This window comes from Rhizobium sp. WYCCWR 11146 (assembly GCF_013591995.1).
Taxonomy (GTDB): domain Bacteria; phylum Pseudomonadota; class Alphaproteobacteria; order Rhizobiales; family Rhizobiaceae; genus Rhizobium; species Rhizobium indicum.
The window spans coordinates 137,959-164,525 of sequence record NZ_JACCEY010000023.1 but is presented as its reverse complement, the minus strand read 5'-3'; the positions used below and the strand labels follow the sequence as shown (position 1 = coordinate 164,525).

Genomic DNA, 26,567 nt, shown 5'->3' with positions numbered 1-26,567 from the left:
CCCCCGTCGATCCGTCGCTTATTTCTTGGCGAGGAACTTCTGCTGCGCCTTGGTGAGGTATTCGGCCCACTGGTCGGCCAGATCCTTCGCCGAGATATCGCCGAGCAATGCCTGCTGCGAGGTCTTGATCGCCAGCGAATCTTTGAAGAAGGCGAATTCCTCGAGGTAGGTCGGCATGACCGTTGGTACCGTGTTCGGGTCCGCCAGTTCCTCGAACCAGCCCTTGAACTGGTCACCGGCATAGAAGGGATCCTTCTCGGCCGCCGTATAGGCCGGCAGGGCGCCGATGCGCTTGTTCCACTCGATATTGCCTTCTGGCCCTTCGAGGGTGGCGATCAGCTTCCAGGAGAGGTCCTTGTTGCCGCTAGTCGTGAACATCGACCAGCCGCCGTAGCCGATCGTCGGGAAGGACTTGCCGTCGGGGCCCTTCGGCAGCGGCATGACGCCGAAATCCTCCTTCTTCATGCGTTCGGCGATGGCGATCAGCGCATCCGGATCCTGATCGAGGAAAGCGCAGGTGCCGGAATAGAAGCCGGCGACGACTTCGTTGAAGCCCCAGTTGACGCTGTCCTTCGGCGCATAGCCCTTCTTGTAGAGATCGACCATCCATTCGATGCCCTTGGCCCAGCCGGGGCTGTTCATCGTCGAGGTGCCGTCGTCGTTGAAGTATTTGTTCGACCCGGCCATCGAGGCGGCGAAGATCATCCAGCCATTGAGGCCGCCCGCTCCGCCGCGCATGCAGTAGCCGTATTTGCCGGACAGTTTGGAAACCTTCTCCGAAGCGGCGGTGAATTCTTCCATCGTCTTCGGCGGCGCGGCGACGCCGGCTTCCGACAGCAGCTTCTTGTTGTAGAACATCGCCCTGAGATAGAAGCCGTAGGGCAGCATATAGGCGGTGTTCTTGACGTCGCGGCCGAGTTCGAGTGCGCGCGGCGTCAGTTCCTTGGTGTGCTCCCACTTTTCAAGGTAGGGCTCCAGGCTCTCGAGCATGCCGTTATTGGCATAGAGCGATAGCCAGGTATCGGGCATTTCCATCACATCGGGCACGTCGCCGGCGGATACCATGGTCGCGAACTTCTGGAACGCTTCGTTCCAGGGCAGCGAGATGATGTCGACCTTGGTGCCGGGATTGGCGGCTTCGAATTTGCCGACGATCGATTTCAGCGTTTCGGTGCGCTCCGGGCTGGTGATCACTTCGACAAGCTTGAGCGTGGTATCGGCAAAGGCCGTGCCCGCCATCATCGAAGCAAAGAGCGTCGAGATTATTAGTTTTTTCATGGCTCAGTTCCCCCTTGTTAGGTTTTTCTCGGGTTTCAGGATTGTGAGGCGGCGGCGAGCGCCTCCTCGATATCTCTCCACAGAGCCTCGGTTCCTTCGAGGCCGACATGGAGACGTACGGATCGCGCATGGATGCCGAAGGCATGTGCGGAATTCGGCTGTGCCTTCTGCTGAAGCACCACCTCGCCCGGTACGATCAGGCTTTCATGTCCACCCCAGCTTACGCCCAGTTTGAAGAGCTTGAGGTGATCGGCGAAGGCGCGGATATCGACGCCTTCGCGGAATATGAAGGAAAACAGACCCGAGGTGCCGTTGAGCCCGGTGGGCAGACGGTTGGCGAGCCCCGGATGGCAGACTGCCTCCACCACGTCGAGCTTCTGCAGGCGCCTGGCGATTTCGAGAGCGGATGCCTCGTGGGCCCGCATGCGCAGCGGCAGCGTGCGCAGTCCGCGGATCAGGAGCCAGGCGTCGAACGGCGAAAGCTTGCCGCCGAGATAAGGATAGGCCTCTGCCTTGACGCGCGCAATCATCGCCTTCGAGCCGGCGATGACGCCCGCCACCACATCGCTGTGGCCACCGAGATATTTCGAGGCCGAATGAATGACGAGGTCGACGCCGAGCGTCAGCGGCCGCTGGAAGAACGGGCTCGCCCAGCTGTTGTCGATCATCGAGACGGCGCCATGTTGTCTGGCGAGTGCTGCGAGCGCGCCGACGTCATGCGCCTCCATCACCCAGCTCGTCGGGCTTTCCATGTAGAACAGTTTGGCGCCGGGCAGCGCCTGGGCGACCGCTTCCTCGTCGCGCCCGTCGACATAGGTCACCTCGATCTTCATCCGCTTCAGGATGGTGCCGAACAGGCGGAAGGCATCGGGATAGACATGTTTGACGGCAACGATGCGGTCGCCCGGCTCGACGAAGCTCAGCACCGCCGACGAGATCGCCGCCATGCCGCTGGCAAAGCCCAGCGCATCCTCCGCACCTTCGAGCTTGGCGAGAATTTCCTCGAAGGCACGCACCGTCGGGTTCAGGCCGCGTGTATAGATCGGCCGCACCTTCTCGCCGCGATAGGAGGCGATCATGTCGTCATAATCGGAAAAGGTGAAAAGCGACGTCTGGAAAATCGGCGGCACGACGGCGTCGGCGAAGTTGCCTTCGTCATGCGCGGTGATGAGGGAAGCAAGATCGAACGGTTCTGCGCCGTTGCTCATTTGGACATTTCCTTGATGTCTTCCTCGACGATATCGAGAATTTTCAATGTTTCGGCGCGCGCCGCCTCTGGATCCCCGGCAGCGATCGCGTCGAAAAGGGTGCGGTGAAAGGGAAAGGACCGGCGCGCGAAATCCTGCCGGTCGAAGGGATGCTCCCAGAAGCGCTCGAAGGTCTCGCGCATCTGTTCGAGAAGCTGGCGAAACAGCGGATTGTGGGTGGCGTCGTAGACGGCGAGATGGAAGGCCAGATCCTCCGGCCCGGAGGTGCCCTTCTCCAGGTGCACCCGTTCCATCGCGTTCAGCTTTTCCTCGATGACGACGAGATCCGTGTTCGTGCGTCGCCGCGCCGCAACCATGCCCGCTTCGCATTCGATGCCGCGGCGAACCTCCAGCGTCTGCAGCAGCACGTCGCGCAGATGAACCGTGTCAAACGACAGCGGCATATGGATCGTCGCCCTGGAAACCGGCTTCAGCAGATAGGTGCCGCTGCCCTTGCGAGTCTCGATGACGCCGAGCGCCTGGAAGTGGCGGATCGCTTCGCGAATGGTCGAGCGGCCGACGGCAAGGGCTGCCATCAGCTCGCGCTCGGCCGGCAGCCGATCGCCCGCCTTCAATCGTGCTTCCTCGACATAGTCCGCCAGCGCATCGGTCACCTGACGCGCGCGGTCCATGACCGGAAGCGGCCGGATCACCGGCCTGTCACTGCTATTTGCCTTCATGGTTCCCCATTTTCTTATCAGGCAGCCGACCTCTAGAATTGGTCTGACATCTTAGCATTTCTCAAACATGGAAAGACGTCAAGGGGTGTTTGTTGGTCGTTGGCCCGCCGCTCCACAATTCCCTTTGCACCTCCGAAATGGTCTCAGGGGACATGATCCGATGTCCCTTAGTCGGTCACGAAAGGTCGAAGTCTCATTGATTTCCGGAGCCGCGGATGCAGGCGCACCGGCGCGGGTAGGTTCCGTTAGTCCCCGAGGCGGCACCCGGGTCGCGCTTACCGAAGACACGCAGTGGAACCGGCTCTCTCTTCAGGTGTTCCTCTCGATCAGCAGGGAGCTTCCAATGACCTACGTCGCATCGCCAAGCTACGACCGTAACGACGCCAGCCGCGCTTCGAACCTCCGTCAGTGTCTCGAGACCGCCAGACGCCACCTCGATGAGACTTCGCACAACTCGGAAACCGAGAAAATCGAAACGCTCGTGGCTTCAGCCATCGAGGCGGGTTGGGAAGAGGATGAAGTGCGCGAGGCACTGAGCGCCGGCGACGAGCAAGAAAACAAGATGCCGGAGCACAAACCACCCGTCCCAACGATCGGCGTGGTCCCTTCGTCATCTTTCTGACAAGTGGCGGACGCTAGCGCGATCCTGGCAAGCGGCGAGATTTCCGCTGATCTCGCCGTGTGATCACCTGTGCGGATAATGTTGGCCAATCGCCCCCACTCAGGCGCCGATGGTGTTCCGTCAGGCGTGCCCAAGAAGATCGACGTCCGCCACGACCAAAGCGCGTGGAAGCGGCCCGCCCAGCGTTGAATCTCCTGGTTCATTGGAGGCCGGTCGGCAAGAAGACCCGTTCAACCCTCCGGCGTGATCCACTCTCCACCAAACCGTCTGACCGTAGCGTGAAAAAGCGTCCTCTCCGACCTAGTTAGTCACCGACGGCCGGGGACGGCGGCCGTCGGGCTTTTGAAAACTCGAAATCAATGACAAGAGGATAAGTTGATGAAAAGGACGTTCCTATATTATTGCGCTTCGATATCTGCGCTGGCGGCGATGACAGCTTCCATTGTCGGCGCGCCCGCTCTCGCCGAAGAGTTTGTTGCTTCGCAGAGCAAGACGGTCGTCGAAACCAACAAGGGCAGTCTCGTCGGCGCACTCGACGATGGCATCTACAGCTATCTTGGCGTCCCCTATGCACATGCCGACCGCTTCATGCCGGCGGAAGAGGTCGCGCCTTGGAAAGGCATCCGTCCCGCAGTCACCTATGGTGAGAACTGCTTCATCCCCCGCATGAAGGAAGTGGCCGGCGACGAACTCTTCAATCCGCACCGCTATCTGCCGATGAGCGAAGCCTGCCAGTTTCTGAACATCTGGACGCCTGCGATCAAGGACGGAAAGAAGCGGCCGATCATGGTTTGGATCCATGGGGGCGGCTTCACCAATGGCTCCGGCATCGAGCTGACCTCGTATGACGGCCATAATCTGAGCAAGGACGGCGATGTCGTCGTCGTCACCCTCAACCACCGGCTCAACGTGCTCGGCTTCCTCGATCTTTCCGCCTACGGAGAGAAATACAAACGGTCGGGCAATGCCAGCGTCACCGATCTCGTTGCTGCGCTGAAATGGGTCCACGACAATGCCGAGGCCTTTGGCGGCGATCCCGGCAACGTGACGATTTTCGGCCAGTCCGGCGGCGGCTACAAGGTGCGCGCCCTGATGGGGACGCCTTCGGCGAAAGGCCTCTTCCAGAAGGCCATCGTCCAGAGCGGCTCCCGGACCGATTCCGTCGTCGATCAGGCATCCTCGCGGAAGGTGGCCGAACTGACGCTTGCCAACCTCGGTCTCAAGGCTGAGGAAATCGACAAGCTTGCCGACATCGACTACTACGATCTCCTTGCCGCAGCCGACAAAGCCGTCAAAGACGCGACCGCCAAGGGTGCGAAAGACGCCCGCTACGCACCTGTTCAGGACGGCGACTACATTCCCGCGAACCCTGTCGGGACAGAGTGGGTCGACCAGGCCAAGGACATCCCCCTGATGGTCGGGAACACCCTCAACGAGTTCGAGACGGTGATCAGTCACAACGCGGGCGAGCTTTTTGCCGACAACAAGAACAACTGGGACGAAGACAAGTCTCAGGCCAAGCTGAAGGAGCGCTTCGCCGACAAGGCCGACGCGGTCGGCAAGGCATTCATGGCCGCCTACCCCGAGAAAAAGATCGCCGACGCCTATTTCCTCGATCTGCGCTTCCGGCCGGGAGCCATCCGTGATCTCGACCTGAAGGCAAAGCAGAACGGGGCTCCGGTCTACTCCTACATGTTTGCCTACGAGTCACCGGTCCTGGATGGGATTGCCATGGCCTGGCATTGTGCGGAACTGCCCTACGTGTTTGCAAACGCCGCCTTGGTCAAGACATCGACCGGCGGTGGCAACGACGCGCTGGCGCTTTCCAGGAAGGTGAGCCAGGCCTGGGTCAACTTCGCGCGCAACGGCAAGCCGAGCGCCGAGGGCTTGCCCGACTGGCCGGCCTATACAACCGACAAACCAGCGACCATGGTCCTCGACAAGGAGCCCCGCGTGGCGGTCGATCTCGATCGCAAGCTGCTGCAGGCTGCAGGCGCTCTCTAGCGCCAATTGCGGGATTGGACATACGGCGCCGGCTGATATCGACCCGGCCGGCGCCGGCCTGCCTCGCGGCAAAGGCGTCTATTCTTCGCCAACATCTGCCGCCTTCAAGATCCCCCAATCCGAGGTCCGATCCAGCGGACGAAGAGCGAGGCAGGTGGGCCGAGCCGTTTGAAACTCCGCGCAACGAGCCAATAGGCGCCGTGAGGAATGGCAAGATCGAAGAGCCGAAGCAGCCGACCCGTCTCGATCTCATCCGCGGCGAAGATCTCGTCCATCAGCGCTATGCCCTGCCCGCGCAGGACCGCCTGCATCACCAGGCCGCCATCGGCATAGATCGGTCCCCGCGCCGTCTCCGGCATAGTGACCTCAGCCGCCTCGAACCAGCGCGACCACACGTCCCGGTTTTCCTCATGCAGCAGCGTGTGGCGCAGAATGTCCTCCGGCCGCTCGATCGCCGGCCCCGTCGTGAGCAAGACAGGCGCTGCGACCGCAATCATCCTGACATCGGCGAGATGTTCGCTCTCGGCCCTTGGCCAGGCGATCGCGACCGCGCTGTGGCGGATGGCGATCTCGGCCTGGCCGCTGCGGAACTCGACGAGGCGCGGATCGGAGTCGATCGTCACCTCGATGTCGGGATGCCTCTCGCGAAATTCCGGCAGGCGGGGAACCAGCCAGCAGGCCGCGAAGGAGGGTTCCGCGCTGATCGTCACCGCTGCCGTTGCCGGCCGGCTGCGGATTTCTTCCAGGCCTTCGTCGATCCGGTCGAAGGATAACGTCAAGATCGCCAGCAGCTTGTTGCCCGAGGCGGTCAGGTGGACGCCGCGATGGCGGCGCTCGAAGAGGGCTTCGCCCAGCAACGTCTCCAGCTCGCGGATCTGCCGGCTGACCGCCGCCTGCGAGATGAACAGCTCCTGCGCCGCCAGCGTGAAGCTCTCGAGACGGCCGGCGACCTCGAAACTCCGCAAAGCCGTCAATGGCAGGCGTCCGCGCTTCATCCATAACCTCAAGTCATTCGAGGCCGACGATAAGCTCGTTTGAAGGAGGGAGGCAAGAGGCGGCAAATGATCGCGAAGGAGAGATATCGATGCGCAGGCGGATATTCGAGATCATATTGAACGTCATCCGGCTGGTGACGTTTCAGCCATGGCCAGGTGAAAGCGCCGGCCGAAGTGACGACGACGACAGCACCCATTGTCGCCATGACATCAGCCCGGCACCGGTTCCAGATCGATCAGCGCCTTGATCGGCAGGTGGTCGGAGGCGATGCGCGCCAATGGCGTGTCATGCGCTTCCACCTCCGAAATGATCCCCTTGCGGTTGGCGATGATCCGGTCGAGCGCCAGAAGCGGCAGGCCGGCAGGGAAACTCGGGACGGCGGGCGGCAGCGGTCCGAAGGCGGATTGGAAGGTGTTGAGCGAAGAACGGTCGCCGAGCCGCCATTCGTTGAGGTCCCCCAGCAGGATGGTCGGCATCTCGTGCCTGTTATTGATCAGTTCGACCAGCATGCGGGCCTGCTGGGCTCTGCTATGGCGCAGCAATCCGAAATGCGCGGCGATGATGCGCAGCACCCCGCCCTTCTCGAGTTCGATCTCGGCAACGAGCGCGCCGCGCGGCTCCAGCCCCGGCAGCTTGACCTGATGCACGTCATGCACCAGCCCCTTCTTGAAGAGCACGACATTGCCGTGCCAGCCATGCGCCTTCGCCATGCCGGCAACCGGCACCGCGATCAGCCCCGTCTCCCGCTCCAGCCGCCCGAGATCGAGAATGCCGGTGCGCTCGCCAAAGCGCGTGTCGGCCTCCTGCAGCGCGATCACGTCGGCGCCGATTTCATGGATGACGCGGCTGGTGCGCTCCGGATCGAAGCGGCGGTCGGTGCCGATGCACTTGTGCACGTTGTAGGAGGCGATCAGCGTTCCGGCGCTGCGCGGCCTTGTCTCCGTATAGGCCGCGTCGAGCCGCTTTTTCCTGCTCCTGATCGAGGCGAGAATGCTGGCGGGAAGGCTGTCTTTTCTGGCGTGCATCGGCAGGCGCACTTGTTCCGTTGATCGAAAAGCTTGTCACAGCAGTATAGGCAGGCAAGCCGAACTTGCCACGTCCGATCACAAAAAATCCGTCAGAGATAGGGCGACCCTAGCCATAGCACCTTCTCGAGCAGCCGCACCGCGAAGGGTCGCGCCTGCAGCCCCTCAAGCGTCACCGGCGTCGCCGTTTTCAGGGTTTCCTCGATATGCTCGTCGATCTCGGCGGCGAAGCCCTCGTTCAGCACTTCGAGATCGACCTCGAAATTCAGCCGCAGCGAGCGCGGGTCGAGATTGGAGGAGCCGACATAGGCCCAGGTGCCGTCGATCGTCAGCAGCTTCGAATGGCTGAAGCTGCCGGTGGAGCGCCAGATGCGGCAGTAGTTCTTGAGGATCTGGTCGAATTGCGCCGTCATCGCCCGGTCGACCAGCACGAGGTTGTTGACCGCAGGCACGACGATATCGACTTCGACGCCGCGCCGCGCCGCCGTCACCAGGGCGCTGATGAGTTCACGGTCCGGCAGGAAATAGGGCGACATGATGCGGATCGATTGGCGCGCCACGGAAAAGGCGCCCATCAGCATCTTATGGTTGGTCTCGACGCTGCGGTCCGGGCCGGAGGCGACGACGCGCATCAGGATGGGATCGCCGGGGCTGCGCTGCGGCGGTTCGATGCGCCAGGGCTCGTCGTTCAACAACTCCTGCGTGGAGAAGCGCCAGTCTTCGGCGGCGAGGTCGAAAAGGTCGGCCACGACAGGGCCGGTGACGCTGAAATGCGTGTCGTGGGCAAAGCTCTCGCCTGTTGCCTCCTCGCTGAAGCCCGCCCTGATGTTCATTCCGCCCGTCAGCGCAATTTTCCCGTCGACGATCAGGATCTTGCGGTGGGTGCGCAGATTGGCATAGGGCAGCCGCAAGCCCATGATGACGTTGCCGTTGAAGACGGCAACGGTGACGCCGCCTTCCCTCAGATGGCCGAGAATGCTCGGCACCGAATAGCGCGCACCGACCGCGTCGATCAGCACCCGGACCTCCACACCACGTCTGACCGCCGCAATCAGCGCATCGGCGATGCGAAGGCCGACAGCGTCGCGGTCGAAGATATATGTTTCGAGCAGGATGCTGCGCGTCGCCTCGTCGATGCTCGTCTTCATCGCCGCATAGGCCTCGTCGCCGGTTTCCAGCACATCGATCGTATTGCCTGAGGTCAGCGGATTGCGCGTCACCCGGTCGCCCAGCGTCTGCAGCGCCGCGAAGCGGCGGCCGAACTGGCTGATCACCGTCTCGGCCTCGGCGTCGAAGGTCTCCAACTCGTCGAATTCGGCCGCGAGCAGCAGCGCGTCGCGGCGGACGCTCAACGATTTGCGGCGGATGCGGTTGATGCCGGCAATCGCATAGAGCACCGCGCCGATGATTGGAGACAGAATGATAACGCCGACCCAGCCGATCGCGGCGCGCACCTCCTCCTTGGTCATGGCGGCATGGATCGCCGCCGCGGCCCCCATGGCGATCGAGACGACAAAGAGGATATGCGGCCAGTAGGTCGACAGGAGATAGAACATCGCTGGCGAATATAGCCGCGAAACGCCGGCGTTCAATCGCGCCGCCGCTCTCCCATGACGCGAATTTTTTCGCCGTGACCATTTTGCCGGCCCGGGACCGCGCGAATGCGCCGAAAGCTATCCCCCTCCTGCCCAATTGAAAGCGCGCTGCCCATTCCATTGCGGGAACAATGCCGGCACGGATCGATTGATCCCGAGGAGACTGAGGATCGCCATCATGAACATAGCCGCAAACGTCGGTCCGGCCTTGGCGCTCGAAGTGGCGGATGCCGTCAAGCACTTCAAGTTCACGCCGCGAGGCAAACGGCGGCTGCATGCAAAACCGAATGCCGGCGAGATCAGGCGTTGTGCCTGGTGGCTCGGTGCAGAGCTCAACATCTTGCAGCCGAAGCTCGTCGTGACGCTCGGCGCAAGCGCGCTTTATGCGCTGGTCGGGCCGAAGGTGAAGCTGACGCCGGAGCGCGGCCATATCCTCTATCCGGCAAACCGTCCGCCTGTCCTGGTCACCATCCACCCCTCCTATCTCTTGCGCATCCGCGACGAGGCGGAGCAGCGCCGGCAGCACCGGGATTTCGTCTCAGATCTGCACAAGGCGGCGGCGTTTCGGCCCGCATGAGTTCCGATTCTCAACCCTAATATGCTGCGATGCGAAATATTTCCGGTTGCGGCGCGATTTCGCTTGAAAGAGCTCCCCTCCTCTGGAACCATCCGAAGAGTATCGCGTTCGAACGACGGCATCATGTGACTGGAGATCAGCGATGGCAGAAACTCGGGAAGAGTGGATCAAAAAACGTGCATACACCCTCTGGGAAGAAGAGGGTTATCCGACAGGGCGAGAGTCCATCCATTGGGAACAGGCACGACACGAGCGCGACGCGCTCGAGGGCTCGGCTGCGTCTCCCAACGGCAAAGAGGTCAAGCCCAAGGCGAAGCGCACTGCGACGGGCGCCAAGACGAATGGCGTGGTCACGCCGGCGCCGAAGCGCACCGCGAGCCGCAAGACCGCGTCCTGAACACTAGAATACTGAGCATCTCGATTAAAAAGGGCGTCGGCTCGACGCCCTTGATCCTTTTTGTCATATGCCTGAATTGGTTGTGCGATATTGAATTGCAGGGGTGGGCTTCCATGCGGGGGTGAACAGAGGCCGGATGACGCTGCAAGCTTTGAGGCTTCCAAAAAAAGTTGAGCCTTGCCCCGATAACGGGGAACAAGAAGATACGATGACTGTTTATGGCGGGACGAGGAAGTTGCCATGAACGACGGTCATACCGAAATCCTCTTTTTAGCCAGCAACCGCGTGTCGACTGCGATCGTGTGAGGGATGGAGATGTCGCTCCTCATCATCGCCGCGCTACTCTACCTCGGTCTCGCGCTCGGGTTCATCCTTGTCGTCGACAATCTCGTCGGGCTGGTTTTCCGCGATCCGCGCGCACCGGTGCAACTGGTCTCCGTCTACATCGGCCGCGCCTTCGCCGCATCGCAGAAACTCTATCGAAAATAACAGCCTGTAGGCGGCCGTCCGCTGACTGCTAAAAGTGTGGAACGCCCGGCAGTTAAGGATATTTCGACCGCGCCCTTTCCCTCCTATCGGAAGCCTCTATGTTGACGGTTTGGAAGGGCTGACCCCCGAGGTGGCCAGCTACACCGGTGCGCGGACGACAAGGAAGCGATTTTGAATGGGAAGCGTCGGGAACGGCTGGCCGAGAGGCGGCGGCGAAATCGGCGAATTGTTACGGCATCCGGCTTTCCACGCCGTTGGTCTCGGTCCGGTCGAAAGCTGGCCTGCGTCTCTCAAGCATATCGCCGAAATGGTGTTGAATTCCCGCCAGCCCAAATTCGTCGCCTGGGGTCCGGAGCTCGCTTTTCTTTACAATGACGCCTACGTGCCTGTTTTCCCGCAGCGCCATCCCGACGCACTCGGAAGACCCTTCCGCGAGGTCTGGGCGGATATCTGGGAACAGTTTTCGCCGATCGTCGCCAGCACACTGGAAGGCAGCTCGCAGCTCTTCAAAGAGCTGCTCATTCCGATGCGCCGCGACGGCCGCACCGAGGACACCTGGTTCACCTTCTCCTACACGCCGCTGCGCGACGATGACGGCAAGGTCGCCGGCATCCTCTGCGCGGCCCTTGATGTCAGCGACCAGGTGTCGGCCAAGCGCGGCGAACAGACGGCGCTGGAAGAATTGCGCGCGAAATCGGAGGCGCTTGCGGTCGTCAACCGGGCGGGTGCCGCGGTCACCGCCGAGCCCAGTGTCGAACGCCTCACCCAGATTGTCGTCGATGCCGGCGTGACGCTGACCGGCGCCGAATTCGGCGCCTTCTTCTACAATGTCGACGATGGCGAGGGCGGCAGCTACATGCTCTATGCGCTCTCCGGTGTCGATCGGAAGAACTTCGAGAAATTCCCGATGCCGCGCAATACCAAGGTCTTCGCGCCGACCTTCGACGGCGAAGGCATCGTGCGCTCCGACGACATCCTGCTCGACCCGCGCTACGGGCAGAATACGCCGCACTCAGGCATGCCGAAGGGGCATCTGCCGGTCAGAAGCTATCTTGCCGTGCCGGTGAAATCACGCGACGGAAGCGTCATCGGCGGCTTGTTCTTCGGTCACGGCCAGCCCGGCCGTTTTTCCGAAGCGGCCGAGGCGAGCCTCGTCAGCCTCGCCGGCCAATCGGCCGTCGCGATCGACAATATCCGGCTCTTCCGTGCCGCTAAAGTCGAAATCGACCAGCGCCGCGACATGGAAGATCAGCTGCGGAAACTCAACGAAATGCTCGAGGTCCGCGTCGCGGCCGAGATCGCCGAACGCCAGCAGGCCGAAGCAGCACTCCAGCAGTCGCAGAAGATGGAATCGATCGGCAAGCTCACCGGCGGAGTCGCCCATGACTTCAACAATCTGCTGCAGGTGATCTCAGGCAATCTGCAGCTTCTCGGCAAGGATGTGGCAGATAGCGGCCGGGGTAAGGAACGCATTTCCAACGCGCTTGCCGCCGTCGAACGCGGCTCGCGGCTGGCAAGCCAGCTGCTCGCCTTCGGCCGCCGCCAGCCGCTGGAACCGAAGGTCATCAACATCGGCCGTCTCGTCACCGGCATGGACGACATGCTGCGCCGCGCGCTCGGCGAGGAGATCGAAGTCGAGACCATGGTCTCCGGCGGCCTTTGGAACACCTTCGCCGATCCGACCCAGATCGAGAACGCACTGCTCAACCTTGCGATCAACTCCCGCGACGCAATGGATGGCGCCGGCAAGCTGACGATCGAGGTCGGTAACGCCTTTCTCGACGATTCCTACAGCCGCACCCATCCTGAAGTCACCGCCGGCCAATATGTCGTGCTCGCCGTGAGCGATACCGGCTCCGGCATGACGCAGGAGGTGATGGAGCAGGCCTTCGAGCCCTTTTTCTCGACGAAACCGGAAGGCAAGGGCACCGGTCTTGGCCTGTCGATGGTCTATGGCTTCGTCAAGCAATCCGGCGGCCACGTGAAGATCTACAGCGAGATCGGCGAAGGCACGACCGTCAAGCTCTACCTGACCCGCTCGTTCCGGAGCGAGGATCGCGTCACGGCCGCCGACAGCGTACCCGCAGCCGGGGGCACGGAAACCATCCTTGTCGCCGAGGACGATGAGGGCGTGCGCGTCACCGTCGTCGAGATGCTGTCAGATCTCGGCTACTACGTGTTGAAGGCCAAGGATGCGCAAAGCGCACTCACCGTGATCGAAAGCGGCGCCCATATCGATCTGCTCTTTACCGATGTCGTCATGCCTGGGCCGTTGCGGAGCCCGGAGCTTGCGCGCATGGCGCGCGAGCGTCTGCCTGACATCGCCGTGCTCTACACATCGGGCTATACCGAAAATTCGATCGTCCATGGCGGCAGGCTCGATCCCGGCCTCGAACTGCTCTCCAAGCCCTATACGCGCGAGGAACTCGCCCGCAAGATCCGCCACGTGCTTACTATCAGGACGCAACGCCGCCAGGGGGCCAGCAATGTCGCAGTGGCCGTTCCCAAACATCCCGAGATCGCCCGTGAAAAGCTGAAGCTGCTGCTCGTGGAAGACGACGCCTTCATCCGTATGGATACTGCCGAGATTCTGCAGGATCTCGGCTATGACGTCATCGAAGCTGATAGTGGCGAAAGGGGCGTGGAAATCCTCGGACACACCATTGTCGACATCATCGTCGCCGATGTCGGCCTGCCCGGCATGTCGGGCCAGGTCTTTGCCGCCAAGGCCCGCGAGGCCTTTCCGTCGGTCGGCCTGGTCTTTGCCACCGGCAACAGCAGCCTGCCGGATGCAAACCGTCTCCCCGGCTCGGTGCTGCTGTCGAAACCCTTCAGCAGCACGGCGCTCGACCAGGCGGTCAAGAATGCCGTCCAGCAGCGGCCTGGCGCCTAGAGTATCTCTGTTCTTTGCTGTAACTTCTGCTTTATGCGTCGGCGCCGTCGAACTCGGGATATTTGCGCATCAGATCCACCTCGCTGGTGCAGCTGTCGTCGCGCGCCGTCAGTTCGATCGAGAGCGTGTCGGCAGGATCGAGCCGGCCATCATCGTGGTGGCTGCCGCCATCGTGACGACTGCCGCCATCGTGATAGACGGGAATGCGCGCGCCGCTCTGACTGACCAGCACGGCATCCCGCTCAAAGCCCCTCTGCAACAGCCAGTCACGCGGCGCCATCAGGCGGATGTCGACCTCGTAGGAACGCCCCTTCCCTTGCTTGAGGCTGACGGTATAGGTGACCGGTGATACCTGGCCGTTCACGTCGATCGCGCCGTTTCCATCGGCTTTGACGATGTGTTTTTCCATGTTCTCGGCTCCTTCTTATGTGCGGCCCGTGTGCAGGCTTTCCCATCGGAAACCTGATAAAATCGGCTTTTGTTCCCGAATCCGGGGCTTGCAAGCCATGCCCGCGGCCGGAACTTTTGGGCTCCGTACCGGTTCAATCCCTTTGCAAACCGACCGCCAACCAAGGATCGACAGCCGGTGGCTTGCCGCCGACCGCATCCGGTAAAAGGATTTTCGACATGGCCAAATCGAAGAAGAAATGGTCGCAGGACGTCACCGAACACAGCGATGCGATGGACTTGAAGGATGGCGTGTTTAAATCGGACGATCCGAAGAAGATCGCCCGCTCCGTCAAGCACTCCGCCGAGGAGAGCGATCGCCGCAAGTCGAGCCCTTATCGCGCCGCCATGTCGATGCTGACCTTCTACATCAATCGCGCCGGCGAACAGCTGACGAAAAAGCGGCGTGGCACGCTTGAAAAGGCCAAGGTCGAACTGCGACAAGACTTCCGTCGTCAACCGAAAGATTGAGCGCTCATGGCATACGAACTTTATTATTGGGACGGCATTCAAGGCCGCGGCGAATTTGTGCGGTTGGCGCTAGAAGAAGCCGGCGCTGACTATATCGATATCACCCGTGAACCCGGGCGCGGCACCGGGGCGACGTTCGAGATCATGGAGAGCAAAAGCGAAGCGCACATTCCCTTCGCCCCGCCCTTCCTGAAGGATGGCGACCTCATCATCCCGCATGCCGCCAACATCCTGTTTTATCTCGGTCCGAAACTCGGCCTTGCGCCCGAGGACGAAGGCCTTCGCCATGTCGTCAACGGCCTGCAGCTGACCGTCACCGATTTCGTCGCCGAAGTGCACGATACGCACCACCCGATCGACATGTCACTCTACTATGAGGACCAGAAGCCAGAGGCAAAAGCCCGCGCGGCCGCCTTCATCCGCGACCGCATTCCGAAATTCCTCGGCTATTTCGAGCGGGTGCTGCGGCAGAACCCGAAAGGCGCCAACCATATGGTCGGCGATGCGCTCACCTATGTCGACCTCTCGCTCTTCCAGGTGATTGAGGGCCTGACCTATGCCTTTCCGAAAGCCATGGCGAAGCGCAAGGCGGAATATCCCGGCCTCTTGGCTCTGCATGACGCGGTGGCTAAGCGGCCTAACATTGCCCGCTATCTCGCTTCCCCCCGCCGCCTCGCCTTCAACGAGGAGGGGATCTTCAGGCATTATCCTGAGTTGGACGGTGCGAGCTGAGACGAGCAATTTCAGGAAAACTGCGAAGCGGTTCCGTCCGGAATTGCGTAAAAGCAAAAGGATAGAGCCGTTTATTCGAGCGGCACCGCCGCATCGAAGAAATTCCCCCACGGGTCTCCCGGCTGAATCTCCAACCGTTGCGGCACGTTTCCGAGCGTGAAAGCGGCGGGACCGCTCACCTCGTTCAATTCCGACCAATCCAGCGGCATCGAAACCGGCGCACCCGATCGCGCGCGCGTCGAATAGGCCGCGACTGCCGTGTTGCCGCGGCCGTTGCGGAGATAGTCGATGTAGATATGTCCACCGCGTTTTGCCTTCGTCGCGGTTGCCAGATATTTCTCCGGCGCGTCGGACGACATGCTTTCGGCCAGTGAATGGGCGAAATCCTTCACCTCCGCCCAGCCGGCCTTCGGCGCAAGCGGCGTGACCACATGCAGCCCCTTGCCGCCCGACGTCTTGACGAAGGCCGCCAGGCCACGTGCTTCCAGCCGCGTCTTCAATTCAAGCGCTGCGGTTATGACAGCGCTCCAGGTCACGTCCTCGCCGGGATCGAGATCCATAGTGATCATATCGGGTCTTTCCCAATTGTCGGCCGTCGTGCCCCAGGGATGAATTTCGAGCACAGCCGACTGCACCAGCGCCACGAGACCGTCGAAATCGCCGATGCGCAGCAGCTTTTCGCCGTCCGCCTCCTGCGGATCGGCGATCTCCTCGATATGCGGATTCATCCCCTTCCAGGCATGTTTCTGGAAAAACCGCTGGTGGCTTTTTATCCCGTCCGGCAGTCGCAGCAATGCCAGCGGCCGATTGACGACATAAGGCGCCATAAATGGCCAGACCGCCGCGTAGTAATCCGCCAGCGCCTGTTTGGTCACGCCCTCATCCGGCCAGTAGAGCCGGTCGGGATGCGTCAAAGATACGTCCGATGTCGGCGGATTTCTGGGGCTCATTCTTCGATCTCGCTTGTGAGGAAATCAAGTAGCCTGTTTTCCTCGGCCCGCAAGCCCCGCAGCGGCTCGTTGCCGCTCTCGATCAGCGGATGATCGTTGCCGGCGAGCGCGATGATCGCCGGATGGATATAGCTCGAGCGCGAGATCGCCGGTGTGTTGTGCAGCGCCTCGGCCGCAGCCTCCGACATCTGCTTTACCGTCGGCCGGCCGCCACTGAGGATCGCCTCGCGCGCCGCCCCGAAGGCCGCCAGCGATCCGGCCCAGGTGCGGAAGGTCTTCGCCGAAATGGGAATCCCAGATATCTCGGCCAGATAGGCGTTCAACCGGCCGGAATCGATCGGCTTCAGCGCCCCGCTTTCATCCTTCCAGACGAAGAGCTGGCGGCCGGGCAGGTCGGCTATCTCCTCCAGGATCTTCTGCAGCCTGGGATGCTTGAGACTGCGCTGGACACGCTTGCCGCCCTTGGCGCGGAATTTCAGCTCGATCTGCCCGTCGACGATCTTCAGGTGCCGCTTCAGCAGCGTCGTTGCGCCATAGGTGCCGTTCTCCCTGACATAGGCCTGGTTGCCGACGCGTAAGTGCGCCTCGTCGAGCAGCGTCGTTAAAGCCGCCAGCACGCCGTTGACATCCTCCGCACCGGTGTCGAGATGGCGCAGCACGGTGCGGCGTATCCGAGGCAGGGCCCGGCCGAACTCGATCAGCTGATGGAATTTACCCGCGCTTCGGAAGGACTGCCATTCCTTATGGTAGCGGTATTGCTTGCGCCCGCGCGCATCGAAGCCGGTCGCCTGCAGATGGCCGTTGTCGTGGAGGCAGATCCAGACATTTTCATAGGCCGGCGGCAGACCGAGCGCGCCGATGCGCGCCCGCTGCAATTCGTCGGCAAGGGTCGTGCCGTCGGGCATCACATAGCTGAAACCCTTACCCTTCCTTCGTCTGCGGATGCCTGGTTCGGTATCGCTGACATAGACGAGACCAAGGTCGCTGATGGCTTCGGCATTCATGTTCTCTGCGACCCGTTACTTGCTCCTGCGGCCGAACTGGAACCACCACCGGCGCCCAGCCTTGGTCATATCCTTCAGCGGCTCGGTCTGTCCCTCCGGCGCAAAGACGGCCACGCTCTGGGCATAGACCATGACCGGATTATCCTGATCGCGAACCTTGAAAGCATCCCTCTCCGCCCCGGTGTCGGCAATCCGCGACCATTTCGTCAGTCCATTTATCTCCGGCACGTGGAATTCGCAGTCGCCGCCGGCATTGAAGATGAGGAAGAGGTCATCCATCGTCTCGGTCTCGGGCGCATTCGCGCTCTTCGAGAGATAGACGCCGAGCACCCGCAGCTCATCATCGTTCCAGGCATCGTCATCCATGAAGCCGCCGTCCGGTCTGTACCAGGCGATCTCGATGCGGCCGTCCTCGCCGGTTTCGCCGGTCAGGAACCGCTCCTGCCGCAGAACGGGATGGGCCTTGCGGAAGGCGACTGCCTGCCGGCAGAAATCGAGGAAAGGATCGTCGAGCCCTGCCCAATCGGTCCAGCCGATTTCGTTGTCCTGGCAATAGGCGTTATTGTTGCCGTCCTGGCTGTTGCCGAGCTCGTCGCCGGCCAGGATCATCGGCACGCCCTGGGAGAGCATCAGCGTCGCCATCATGTTGCGGCGCCGCCGTGCCCGCGCGGCGTTGATATCGGCATCATCGGTCGCACCCTCGGCACCCATATTGTCGGAATGATTATCCGAATGGCCGTCCCGGTTATCCTCGCCGTTCGCCTCGTTGTGCTTGTCGTTGAAGGAGACCGTGTCCATCAGCGTGAAGCCGTCATGGGCCGACAGAAGATTGATCGAGGAGGTCGCTCCCCGGTCGGAATGGTTGAACTGCAGCGCCGAGCCGGTGACGCGCGCCGCCACCTCTGACACCATGCCGCCATCACCCTTCCAGAAACGGCGCACGTCGTCGCGGAACTTGTCGTTCCACTCGCGGAAGGGATGCGGGAAGCCGCCGACCTGATAACCGCCCTCGCCGATATCCCAGGGCTCGGCGATCAGCTTGACGCCCGATAGCATCGGATCCTGCCTTATGGCGCCGAAGAAGCCGCCCTGGCGGTCGAATTCCAGATCCTGCCGCCCGAGCGTGCTGGCGAGATCGAAGCGGAAACCGTCGATATGCATGACGCCCACCCAGTAGCGCAGGCTGTCGAGAACCATGCGCATCACCATCGGGTTGGCGACATTCAGCGTGTTGCCGGTCCCCGTCGTGTCGAAGGTATGGCGCGGATCGTCGGGGGAGAGAATGTAATAGCTCGCATTGTCGAGCCCGCGGAAGGACAGTGTCGGTCCCTTCTCACTGCCTTCGGCGGTGTGGTTATAGACCACATCCATGATGACTTCGATGCCGGCGGCATGGAACTTCTTCACCATGGTCTTGATTTCGGTGATCTTGTCGCCAGACATGTAGCGCGATTGCGGCGCGAAGAAGCCGAGTGTCTGATAGCCCCAATAATTGCGTAGGTTGTTTTCCAGGAGATAACGATCGTCGAGGAAATATTGGATCGGCAGAAGCTCGATCGCCGAGATGCCGAGCTTGACGAGATGGTCGATGATCGGATCACTACACATGCCGAGAAAGGTGCCGCGCAGCCGGTCTGGCACCTTCGGATGCGTCATCGTCAGGCCGCGCACATGCGCCTCGTAGATGATGGTATCCGGCCAGGGGCGGCGGATCGCCTCTTCACCCGCCCAGTCGAAATCAGGATCCTGCACCACGCCCTTGACCATGAAGGGCGCGCTGTCGCGCTCGTCGAAGGAAAGGTCGTCCTCGCCGATCTGATAACCGAACAGCGCGTCGTCCCATTTAAGCTCGCCCGTCACCTGTTTGGCATAGGGATCGAGCAGCAGCTTGTTCGGATTGAAGCGATGGCCGGCGGCAGGATCGTAGGGACCATGAGCGCGATAGCCGTAGACCGTGCCCGGTCCGACGCCGGCAATATAGCCGGACCAGATGTCGCCTTCGCGCTTCGGCAGCGGCAGCCGGGCGACCTCCTTCTTTCCATCAGGCGAGAAGAGGCAGAGTTCGATCTGTTCCGCATGGGCTGAAAAGATGGCGAAATGGGTGCCCGAACCAATATATTCCGCCCCGAGCTCCGGCTTGAGGAAGTCGAGTTCCGAAAATGAAAAGCTCATGGTGCCCCGCTTGGTAAAAAGACCAAGCGGATAACGTAACGGCGGTTCGAAAGTTCCCTCGTGAAAGGGAAAAGGGAACGATGTTGCGCGCCGAAGGAAGGGCCTATGGCATCAGCTGGCCGCCATTGACCTCGATGATCTGGCCGGTGATGTAACCCGATAGCGTCGGCGAGGCGAGGAAGAGATAGGCGCCGACGCAATCTTCCGACGTGCCGACAAACCCCATCGGGATCGACTTGCGCTGCAGCTCCATCTGCTCGTCATTGGTATAACGCTCGTGGAACGGCGTGGCGATGACACCCGGTGCCACCGCGTTGACGCGGATCCTGTCGGCGACGAATTCCTTGGCGTGACCACGCGTGATCGTCGAGACGAAGCCCTTTGATGCCGCATAGAGGATCGCACCATTGCCGCCGCCATTGCGCGCGGCGATCGAGGTGGTGTTGATAATGAAGCCACCCTGCTTCTTCAGCCAGGGATGCGCCGCACGCGTTGCCGCCAGCACCGAGCGGGCATTGAGGTCCATGACCGCGGCGTAATGCGCGTCGGTATAGTCCGAGGTCGGCTTGCGCCCCAGCATGCCGCCGGCATTGTTGATGAGCCCGTCGAGATGACCGAAGGTCTTCGCCGTCTCCTCGACGACACGCTCGGTCTCGCCTTCCCTCGACACGTCACCCTGGATCAGATGCACCGTGCCGCCGGCAGCCCGGATCTCCTCGGCAAGCTTCTCCGCCGGTTCGCGGCTGGCATTGTAATGCACGCCGACCTTGGCCCCTTGAGCGGCAAAGGCGCGGGCAAGCGCCGCGCCGATCCCGGTCGAGGCGCCAGTGATCAGTACGGCCTTGCCGGACAGGTCCGGCAGCTTGATGGATGCGAGCGATTGCGCAAGTTCGACCATGGCGACGATTGCCTCCCGAAAAACCAAGGACATAGGTGATGAAACGAATATGAGAAGTCTTATCAGGGGAACTCGACCAAGGGCAATGCACGAAAGCGGGAGATATGGTGCCTAGTCCCGACCAGCGGGATTGAGTTCCCGAGAGAGATCGACAAGTGTCGCGCCCCGGCCTGGCAAAGTTTCCTTGCTGCTTTCGATATAAGGGCCGTAAGCATCTAGGAAAGACTGCACGGTATCATTGAAGAAGACCGCGGTTGTTTCCTTGGAGCAGAGCGACGCGCTCACGCAAAGACCAAGCCGGTTGAAGAAATAGACGACCTCCCTAACCTGCTCCTGGTGCGCGGGCTCCTGCGCGATCCGACGGTTAAAGGACTGCAGAAGGTTGTCCCTAGCGTGTCCGCTCGTCTCGGCCGTCCTCCTGTCGGCGGGCGGGACCGTCTCGATGAACGCCGTATAGAACTTACGAAGTTCACCATAGGCTTGCCGATAGCCCTGCGTTTCCCATGTCTCGATGAGAGTGAGCGTATATTTCGTGCGTTCGGTCTCCTGGCTCTCGCGGTACTCGAAGACCGCCCAAAAGATACCCCCCACCGCGCCGACGAAGGTCACTACGGTGACAATGCTGCTCAGAAGCGACCAGCCGGCATCCGAAACGTGGAAGAAAGAGAGCCCGACCCGCCGCTTGGATGATGGCTGGCTCATGGCTTGCAGTTCTCGACCAGATCGAACCGCACCGACGGATCGATCGTACCTTCGTGCCCATCCAGCAATCGCTTGAGGCAAATAAGGCTTGCCTCATCGAAAATGTAGACCGAGCGTAGCTCACGCTGGTTCCGCGCGCTGGATTCACTTCCGGCTGGTAATAGCCCGGGCATCCGATCAAGACCGCGTCGTTCGCGTCCGTCGTCCCCGGCGCAGGCGGAGAGATCGACCTCCGCATTGCTCGTTTCCGCGCTTCGAGCAGTTGAAAGAAACTTTTCATAGTCCTGACGGAAGCAATTTGCCCGCACTCCATCCAGCTCGACGACCTCGTCGCAGATGAGGCACGCAGCAAGGGAGGCCGCCGGAGGCAGAAGCAGCATGGCAACGGTTAGGACCGCAACCGCTTTATACGCGTCGCGAAATCTAAAAGAGGGCATAGTCTCCCACCAGTCGGCTGTTGATGATCCAGGGTGTCTGCTTGCCGTCGCTCGCCGCGAAAACCAGCGTCTTGACGCCGCGATACAGTTCGGAGGCCTCAATGCGACCATTATGGTTGTGGTCATAACGATCGCGTTCCTTTCCGAGGACGGTAACGATCGCGTTGGTGAACAGGCCCCCGACCTCGCGCCGCCCGAGCGACTCCTGCCGCCCTTTCGCAGCGGCGAGAACGGTGAGATTGGATCTGAGGGCAGCGAGGCTGTTGGCGAGATCGTCGTTGGTGGTGAAAGACCCGGTCCCCGCGGCGCCCGAGTGGCAGGCATCAAGAAGGATGGTGATGCGCGCCTCGGTCCTTTCGAACAGCGCGGCCAGCCGGTCGAAAGGCAAGGCTGTGTGTTCGAGATCCGTTGGATCGGTGGCCGACGTCGCGAAATAGAAACGCCCATTGCGATCCTGCATGCCATGGCCGGCCAGAAACAGGACCGCGTGGTCCCCACGGGCCAGCCCGTCCAGCAGTCGCGCCGTCGCCTCCAGTATGGCCTCGGGCGTGGCACGCCTGTCCTTCGGCCCTACCTCGCCGCGGAACGGTGGCTCTTTGCCAAGCGGCTCGGTCAGCGTTTCGAGCACCGTGCCTGCATCGCGCAGAGGGTAGTTGAGCGAACGGAGGCGCTCATCCTCGTAAGTGTTCACGCCGATGACGAGCGCGCGGGTGACCGCACGGCGCGCAAGAGGCTCGCCGAGATCAGCGGATACCGGGAGGCTCGCCAGGCCCGCAGAATTGAATCCGATGACCGACACCCAACGCGCGTCCTTGAGCCTCTCGAACGACACTGCATTTGCGACGGTGGCCGCATCAACCGTTTCGGTCAGCACACCGTCCTGAAAAACGGACATATGCACCGTCTCGGCCGGATCGAAGTGCAATACGGCTCTTACGCGACCGCCGTTTTCCTCGAGCGCGATCTCGCCTGTCAACGACGGCGGTACGCCCACCTCGGAGACGGCCTGCGGCGTCTGCCCGCGATCAAGGACAGCGCGCGCCAGATCTGGAACCAGGCGCGCCGTGCCAAACCGGTCGAGACTATACTGTCCAACCCTACCGGGAAACTTCAGATCGATGAGGGCAGCGGCCTCGGCTGTCGCGTCGTAAAAGTAGTCCTTGGTCCAGACCGCGATCTCGTCGTCGGCGATGCGCCCGGAAAGGAGCGACTGCCTATCGTCCAGAATGGCGTGAATATAGAAGTTGCCGTCAGAATTAAGTTGCACCGCATGGCGACGGTCTTTCGTCAACCAGGCCTCGACGAGGAGGTCGCCATTCGGAAGATTCTCGCCGACCCAGAGGAACTTCTGTGTTGCGCGGTCACGCACAGTAATGACGCCGTTGCCGGGCGCATAGGTCAGCAGCAGGTCGTCATTGGCTTTGATACGAAAAGGGTGCTGGTACCACAGACGATGGGCATTGTTTTCGAAGAAAAATGCGCCTTCCGCCTGAAGTGCCGCACTCGCCGCCGGCGCGGGGCGCGCGATATCCATGACGTAAAAAGCAGCATAGGGCCTGAGGCTCCCGAACGTCGCGCCCGCGACACACTCCGCACGCGCCACCCATACTGCCCCCCGAGACGTGCGGACCGTCGAGACCTCGACAACATCGCGAGGCGCTAGCAGCGCGCCCGTGCTCCCCGTGTTTGAGGATTCTCCGAGCAGAAGATGTTCACAGTCGGAGATGGGGCCCTCGTCCCCGATGGGCAGAGCCCAGTCGAAGCGCCAGCCCGCATGCTCCGCCTCGCGGCGGAAGCGCCCCATCGCCTCTGCGGATCGTTTCAGCCGCTTGTCACGATCAAGCGCGTGAAGGTCGTTATTCTCACTTGCCGCGTAGGACGCGACGAGGCGTTCACCGTCGACCATTGGATCGAGCGCGACGCCGAGGCGCAAGAGTTGTTCGGGCAAGGCAGCGGCGAGAGGTGTGTCGTTGCCGGCTCTGGTGGAGCCTTGGTCGTTCGATGCCACGGCCGTATCGATCCTGACTGCCCGAAGCTCAATTTTGCCCAATGTGCGCGACAGGCTCTCCGTAAAATCGCGGGGGCGGCGGCTGTCGGCGTCCGCGACCTCCCAGTCTTCCCAGGTACTGGTCGTCTTGAAGCCGCCGGCAACATCGAATTCCCGAGCGACACTGACGGGCGACACCATGCCAAGCGACCAGAACATATGAAAATGAAGGGGAATGGTCTCGCCACCTTGAGAACTGTAAGCGCCGGAGGAATTCGCGGTCGAGGCGTAATCCGGGTTCTGGAGCGCACCAACGCGGTAGCCGGCGCCACCCCAGATGGCGTAGGCAGCATTCTCCAAATCGATCGCCACGCGCGTTTGACCGCGTTCCGCGGTGCAGCAAGACGGCCCGGTAATCTGCTCCCGTATGCGCAAATGATCGCCGAAGGTGGAGGAAAAATTCACCTCCGCCCAAGGCGCAAGTGTGGTGAAGACGACACTGTCGCCGAGCGCCCAGCGAAGGTCGCCGGCATCCGCTGTCGCAGCGGTATGCCCATCGACCATATCGACGATGTCGAGCCGGCCATTATGCTCGACGCCGATGAAGCGGTGGGTCGGCGAGATCTGGAGGTGTGTGCCTGCCCGCTCGACGATTTCCGTCCCGCTTGCCGCATCCAGCAGAAGAAAGCGGGTTTCGTTGAGGAGGATGCGGCGGGAGAATTTAGGGACATCGATACTATGTGTGAACGCCGCGCGGCCCTCGGCGGTGTTGAGGACGATCTCAGCAGGCGCCGGTGCGATTTCGAGCCGCTCCGATTCTTCCTTCAGAACGATCTCCTCCTCGCAGGCGCGCAGATAGCCCACTAATGAGACGGATAGGTTCAATGGCCCGGCTTGCAACGGAATGGTTGAAACTGAACCACTCGCTGCGGCGCCACGCGTCGCCAGAGCGACCATGGCGCGTGTCTTCCCGAGACCGGTTTTCATCGCGAACGGATTGGGTGCGTCAGGACCCAACGCGACATGCCCCTTGCCTTTAAAACGGACGGGCTGTTCTGCTTTGACCATGAACCAAACCGGTATGCGATCTTCGAGCGTGTTGCCCGACCACTCGATTTCAAAACTGTTCCCGGCGCGGAGCGGTCCCTGATGCGGCAGTGTCCATTGGAATTTTTCGGCCAGACGCCGGAGCGTCTCCTTCTCCTCGTCGCATGACCCGCCGAGCCTGCGAGCCGCTTGTTTTACGCGAGCCTGAAAGCCCTCCAGTGTCTCGCCCTCTCGCCACCCGACCGCTCCATCGACGATCGGTCCCGGTCCGCGGGTGGGTGGAGGTGCTAAACCCGCTTTCCGGCCATCGAAAACGCCGCTCTTTGCGGCTGCGTAGGGTTTGGGCGAGCCCTTTGCGGACTTCAGGAAACATGCCCCGCCGCCCGGGTTGAATGTATAGGCCCGGCACATGTCGGTTTCCGAGCAGATCGCGATACATTCGCCTTCCGTCAGGCCACGCAGAAGCGGATCGGCCAGCCCATGTCGAATGTCATTGCCGCCAAGATCCGTATTCGGCTGCGAGGTCCAGGTTCCTTCGGACACGGTGACCTCGGCCAGTTCGTCGGCAAGGCGGGCGAACCGCCCAGGGTAGGGATCCTGGCCGCTACGGAGCCTGGCGAGGAGGGTAGCACATGCCTTTCCAACCCGGTCGTACTCGGGGCCGAATTGCGCGAGACCGAAGGACATCGACCATGTCCCCAACTTGAGGTTCAGCGACTGCCCGGAGGAAAGGCGGGCGATGAGCGCTGCATCGCGACCGGCATCGAGGACCGGTCTCTTGCGGATGCCATCGAGAGGAAGCATTGCCTCAGGGCCCCGATCCACCGTCAGACCCGCGCTGGAGACCGACGGTGTCGAGTAGCCCGCCACCTCTTGTAAATCAAGGACCACACCGGCTTCGGCATCGCAGGCAAGACGAAGGCAGACCTTGCTGTAGCCGGTGGAGGCGCAGATTTTGCTGCCGATCCCGGTGTCGTCCGGCTGCCACGGTGGCAAGGCCGCGTCACCGACAACCGGGCCTGTCCTATGGGAGAGCTCCTCCTCCATGTTGACGGCATGTGCCTCGCGGATCGATGCCGGGGCTTCCCAGCTCCGATCCGCCGCCCAGGCCGCCATCGCAGCCATGGTCGCTTGGTCTGTCTGCCCATTCACCGGCCCAGAATAGTAGCCGAGCCGTGAGAGGGCCGTTTGAACGCGACGAACAGTCCCTTCTTCTGGACCAGAGCTTGGACGATCCTGTTCTGCAACCTGTCCCTGCGCGCGTTCAGCTTCCAGGGAATTGAGATGCGCGACACGGAGGGTTGTTGGAGCCTCCCATCCCCGGTCGCGTGCCCACGCTATAACCGAACTCCACGTCTCGACCCCGGCGTCTCCGTCGATCGGACCATGATAGTAACCGAGCGCTTCCAGGGCACGTTGCAGGCGTTGCACTTGCGATCTTGTCAGCTGCGACCGAAGAGTCGATATCGGTTTAGACGTTCGGCGACCAGCATCTGGTGGCGCAGCATCACGCGTGACGCCGTCGGTCAAGCTCCTGATGATGTCGAGTGGAGACTGCGCCAGAGCCGGCTGCGACAGCAACATGACACATGCCAGAGCAAATCCTATAACCCTCATTGCTGCAGCATGGCCCCCAGCCAAAAGTTAATAAACAGTATACTGCCGAAGAACTGAGGGTTCCTCAAGTGAATATTTAAGGATTGGTGCGTCTTAGCCGTTACTTCCCTAGCAGAGAGCGTCGCCGCATCGTCCGCTACTACATCAATACGAACTCTACTTTTGCGTGAATCAAGTTATTCCTTGCCTTGTAACGCTTTGTTCTTTCGCCATCCAGAATGGCACACAAGCCAGCGGATCTGAATGATCGCGGTCCGGCCTCGTCGTCCATTTGTTACGGTGGAGGCGACTGTGCAGCCT

21 protein-coding genes and 1 pseudogene are annotated in these 26,567 nt (G+C 61.6%); 8 read left to right on the top strand and 14 right to left on the bottom strand.

Annotation, left to right across the window (positions count from 1 at the left end):
- Nucleotides 1-18: 18 nt before the first annotated feature.
- From HX899_RS18320 to HX899_RS18310, 3 genes are read right to left on the bottom strand one after another with little or no spacing between them, the layout of a single operon-like run.
- Entirely contained in the window at nucleotides 19-1,278 is a 1,260-nt protein-coding gene (locus HX899_RS18320; protein WP_128404858.1) for a sugar ABC transporter substrate-binding protein, read from the bottom strand.
- Nucleotides 1,279-1,313: 35 nt separating this feature from the next.
- A complete protein-coding gene (locus tag HX899_RS18315) occupies nucleotides 1,314-2,486 on the bottom strand; it encodes a PLP-dependent transferase (protein WP_171598048.1) in 1,173 nt (390 codons plus the stop codon).
- Nucleotides 2,483-3,205 (bottom strand): FadR/GntR family transcriptional regulator, encoded by a 723-nt coding sequence (locus HX899_RS18310; RefSeq protein ID WP_181293027.1) that lies wholly within the window; start codon nucleotides 3,203-3,205, stop codon nucleotides 2,483-2,485. The genes HX899_RS18315 and HX899_RS18310 overlap by 4 nt, the downstream gene beginning before the upstream one ends.
- 343 nt (nucleotides 3,206-3,548) lie before the next feature.
- Between HX899_RS18310 and HX899_RS18305 the strand changes: the two genes are divergently transcribed.
- Both HX899_RS18305 and HX899_RS18300 read left to right on the top strand, forming a co-directional pair.
- Entirely contained in the window at nucleotides 3,549-3,827 is a 279-nt protein-coding gene (locus tag HX899_RS18305) for a hypothetical protein (RefSeq protein ID WP_181293026.1), read from the top strand.
- A 378-nt stretch (nucleotides 3,828-4,205) separates the two neighbouring features.
- The gene (locus tag HX899_RS18300) at nucleotides 4,206-5,831 is read left to right on the top strand and encodes a carboxylesterase/lipase family protein (protein WP_181293025.1); all 1,626 of its coding nucleotides are present in this window, start codon (nucleotides 4,206-4,208) and stop codon (nucleotides 5,829-5,831) included.
- A 104-nt stretch (nucleotides 5,832-5,935) separates the two neighbouring features.
- Here the strand turns inward: HX899_RS18300 and HX899_RS18295 are convergent, their stop codons facing one another.
- From HX899_RS18295 to HX899_RS18285, 3 genes are all read right to left on the bottom strand, one after another.
- Nucleotides 5,936-6,826, bottom strand: coding sequence for a LysR substrate-binding domain-containing protein (locus tag HX899_RS18295; RefSeq protein ID WP_181293024.1), 891 nt, complete (start codon nucleotides 6,824-6,826; stop codon nucleotides 5,936-5,938).
- Between the two features lie 210 nt (nucleotides 6,827-7,036).
- Nucleotides 7,037-7,852 carry an endonuclease/exonuclease/phosphatase family protein gene (locus tag HX899_RS18290; RefSeq protein ID WP_171598053.1) on the bottom strand — a complete coding sequence of 272 codons (816 nt, stop codon included), beginning with the start codon at nucleotides 7,850-7,852 and terminating at the stop codon, nucleotides 7,037-7,039.
- Between the two features lie 92 nt (nucleotides 7,853-7,944).
- Nucleotides 7,945-9,408: a phosphatidylserine/phosphatidylglycerophosphate/cardiolipin synthase family protein gene (locus HX899_RS18285; RefSeq protein WP_180195390.1), complete on the bottom strand. Its 1,464-nt coding sequence runs from the start codon at nucleotides 9,406-9,408 to the stop codon at nucleotides 7,945-7,947.
- Between the two features lie 259 nt (nucleotides 9,409-9,667).
- Here HX899_RS18285 and HX899_RS18280 point away from each other — a divergent pair.
- The 4 genes and pseudogenes from HX899_RS18280 to HX899_RS18265 all read left to right on the top strand — a co-directional run.
- Nucleotides 9,668-10,024, top strand: a pseudogene (locus tag HX899_RS18280) (uracil-DNA glycosylase family protein); the annotation flags it as partial.
- A 142-nt stretch (nucleotides 10,025-10,166) separates the two neighbouring features.
- Entirely contained in the window at nucleotides 10,167-10,421 is a 255-nt protein-coding gene (locus tag HX899_RS18275) for a DUF2934 domain-containing protein (RefSeq protein ID WP_171598054.1), read from the top strand.
- Between the two features lie 315 nt (nucleotides 10,422-10,736).
- Entirely contained in the window at nucleotides 10,737-10,910 is a 174-nt protein-coding gene (locus HX899_RS18270) for a hypothetical protein (RefSeq protein ID WP_018071066.1), read from the top strand.
- Nucleotides 10,911-11,085: 175 nt separating this feature from the next.
- On the top strand, nucleotides 11,086-13,803 hold the full coding sequence (locus HX899_RS18265) for a response regulator (RefSeq protein WP_138389704.1): 2,718 nt from the start codon (nucleotides 11,086-11,088) through the stop codon (nucleotides 13,801-13,803).
- A gap of 31 nt (nucleotides 13,804-13,834) precedes the next feature.
- Here the strand turns inward: HX899_RS18265 and HX899_RS18260 are convergent, their stop codons facing one another.
- Nucleotides 13,835-14,212 (bottom strand): hypothetical protein, encoded by a 378-nt coding sequence (locus HX899_RS18260; protein WP_171604765.1) that lies wholly within the window; start codon nucleotides 14,210-14,212, stop codon nucleotides 13,835-13,837.
- 218 nt (nucleotides 14,213-14,430) lie between these two features.
- Here HX899_RS18260 and HX899_RS18255 point away from each other — a divergent pair, with 218 nt between their 5' ends.
- On the top strand, nucleotides 14,431-14,721 hold the full coding sequence (locus HX899_RS18255; protein WP_181293023.1) for a DUF3175 domain-containing protein: 291 nt from the start codon (nucleotides 14,431-14,433) through the stop codon (nucleotides 14,719-14,721).
- 6 nt (nucleotides 14,722-14,727) lie between these two features.
- Nucleotides 14,728-15,453: a glutathione S-transferase gene (locus tag HX899_RS18250; RefSeq protein WP_181293022.1), complete on the top strand. Its 726-nt coding sequence runs from the start codon at nucleotides 14,728-14,730 to the stop codon at nucleotides 15,451-15,453.
- A gap of 71 nt (nucleotides 15,454-15,524) precedes the next feature.
- On the opposite strand, the gene ligD is transcribed toward HX899_RS18250, so the two are convergent.
- The 7 genes from ligD to HX899_RS18215 all read right to left on the bottom strand — a co-directional run bounded on the left by ligD (nucleotide 15,525) and on the right by HX899_RS18215 (nucleotide 26,234).
- A complete protein-coding gene (gene ligD, locus HX899_RS18245; RefSeq protein ID WP_181293021.1) occupies nucleotides 15,525-16,403 on the bottom strand; it encodes a non-homologous end-joining DNA ligase in 879 nt (292 codons plus the stop codon).
- A complete protein-coding gene (locus HX899_RS18240; protein ID WP_138389709.1) occupies nucleotides 16,400-17,407 on the bottom strand; it encodes a DNA topoisomerase IB in 1,008 nt (335 codons plus the stop codon). The genes ligD and HX899_RS18240 overlap by 4 nt, the downstream gene beginning before the upstream one ends.
- Nucleotides 17,408-17,422: 15 nt before the next feature.
- Entirely contained in the window at nucleotides 17,423-19,579 is a 2,157-nt protein-coding gene (gene glgX / locus HX899_RS18235) for a glycogen debranching protein GlgX (protein WP_171598060.1), read from the bottom strand.
- 103 nt (nucleotides 19,580-19,682) lie between these two features.
- Entirely contained in the window at nucleotides 19,683-20,477 is a 795-nt protein-coding gene (locus HX899_RS18230; protein WP_003548952.1) for an SDR family NAD(P)-dependent oxidoreductase, read from the bottom strand.
- Between the two features lie 111 nt (nucleotides 20,478-20,588).
- Nucleotides 20,589-21,179 carry a hypothetical protein gene (locus HX899_RS18225; protein ID WP_138389711.1) on the bottom strand — a complete coding sequence of 197 codons (591 nt, stop codon included), beginning with the start codon at nucleotides 21,177-21,179 and terminating at the stop codon, nucleotides 20,589-20,591.
- Entirely contained in the window at nucleotides 21,176-21,616 is a 441-nt protein-coding gene (locus tag HX899_RS18220; protein ID WP_138389712.1) for a hypothetical protein, read from the bottom strand. The genes HX899_RS18225 and HX899_RS18220 overlap by 4 nt, the downstream gene beginning before the upstream one ends.
- Nucleotides 21,603-26,234 carry a caspase family protein gene (locus HX899_RS18215; protein WP_246697133.1) on the bottom strand — a complete coding sequence of 1,544 codons (4,632 nt, stop codon included), beginning with the start codon at nucleotides 26,232-26,234 and terminating at the stop codon, nucleotides 21,603-21,605. The genes HX899_RS18220 and HX899_RS18215 overlap by 14 nt, the downstream gene beginning before the upstream one ends.
- Nucleotides 26,235-26,567 lie beyond the last annotated feature (333 nt).

Excerpts from the sequence above, each read along its gene's own strand:
- HX899_RS18230 (WP_003548952.1), bottom strand. The coding sequence starts at position 20,477 with ATGGTCGAACTTGCGCAATCGCTCGCATCCATCAAGCTGCCGGACCTG.
- HX899_RS18305 (WP_181293026.1), top strand. The coding sequence starts at position 3,549 with ATGACCTACGTCGCATCGCCAAGCTACGACCGTAACGACGCCAGCCGC.
- HX899_RS18315 (WP_171598048.1), bottom strand. The coding sequence starts at position 2,486 with ATGAGCAACGGCGCAGAACCGTTCGATCTTGCTTCCCTCATCACCGCG.
- HX899_RS18270 (WP_018071066.1), top strand. The coding sequence starts at position 10,737 with ATGTCGCTCCTCATCATCGCCGCGCTACTCTACCTCGGTCTCGCGCTC.
- ligD (WP_181293021.1), bottom strand. The coding sequence starts at position 16,403 with ATGAGCCCCAGAAATCCGCCGACATCGGACGTATCTTTGACGCATCCC.
- glgX (WP_171598060.1), bottom strand. The coding sequence starts at position 19,579 with ATGAGCTTTTCATTTTCGGAACTCGACTTCCTCAAGCCGGAGCTCGGG.
- HX899_RS18255 (WP_181293023.1), top strand. The coding sequence starts at position 14,431 with ATGGCCAAATCGAAGAAGAAATGGTCGCAGGACGTCACCGAACACAGC.
- HX899_RS18300 (WP_181293025.1), top strand. The coding sequence starts at position 4,206 with ATGAAAAGGACGTTCCTATATTATTGCGCTTCGATATCTGCGCTGGCG.
- HX899_RS18240 (WP_138389709.1), bottom strand. The coding sequence starts at position 17,407 with ATGAATGCCGAAGCCATCAGCGACCTTGGTCTCGTCTATGTCAGCGAT.
- HX899_RS18220 (WP_138389712.1), bottom strand. The coding sequence starts at position 21,616 with ATGCCCTCTTTTAGATTTCGCGACGCGTATAAAGCGGTTGCGGTCCTA.
- HX899_RS18265 (WP_138389704.1), top strand. The coding sequence starts at position 11,086 with ATGGGAAGCGTCGGGAACGGCTGGCCGAGAGGCGGCGGCGAAATCGGC.
- HX899_RS18320 (WP_128404858.1), bottom strand. The coding sequence starts at position 1,278 with ATGAAAAAACTAATAATCTCGACGCTCTTTGCTTCGATGATGGCGGGC.
- HX899_RS18215 (WP_246697133.1), bottom strand. The coding sequence starts at position 26,234 with ATGTTGCTGTCGCAGCCGGCTCTGGCGCAGTCTCCACTCGACATCATC.
- HX899_RS18310 (WP_181293027.1), bottom strand. The coding sequence starts at position 3,205 with ATGAAGGCAAATAGCAGTGACAGGCCGGTGATCCGGCCGCTTCCGGTC.
- HX899_RS18275 (WP_171598054.1), top strand. The coding sequence starts at position 10,167 with ATGGCAGAAACTCGGGAAGAGTGGATCAAAAAACGTGCATACACCCTC.
- HX899_RS18290 (WP_171598053.1), bottom strand. The coding sequence starts at position 7,852 with ATGCACGCCAGAAAAGACAGCCTTCCCGCCAGCATTCTCGCCTCGATC.
- HX899_RS18295 (WP_181293024.1), bottom strand. The coding sequence starts at position 6,826 with ATGAAGCGCGGACGCCTGCCATTGACGGCTTTGCGGAGTTTCGAGGTC.
- HX899_RS18285 (WP_180195390.1), bottom strand. The coding sequence starts at position 9,408 with ATGTTCTATCTCCTGTCGACCTACTGGCCGCATATCCTCTTTGTCGTC.
- HX899_RS18260 (WP_171604765.1), bottom strand. The coding sequence starts at position 14,212 with ATGGAAAAACACATCGTCAAAGCCGATGGAAACGGCGCGATCGACGTG.
- HX899_RS18225 (WP_138389711.1), bottom strand. The coding sequence starts at position 21,179 with ATGAGCCAGCCATCATCCAAGCGGCGGGTCGGGCTCTCTTTCTTCCAC.
- HX899_RS18250 (WP_181293022.1), top strand. The coding sequence starts at position 14,728 with ATGGCATACGAACTTTATTATTGGGACGGCATTCAAGGCCGCGGCGAA.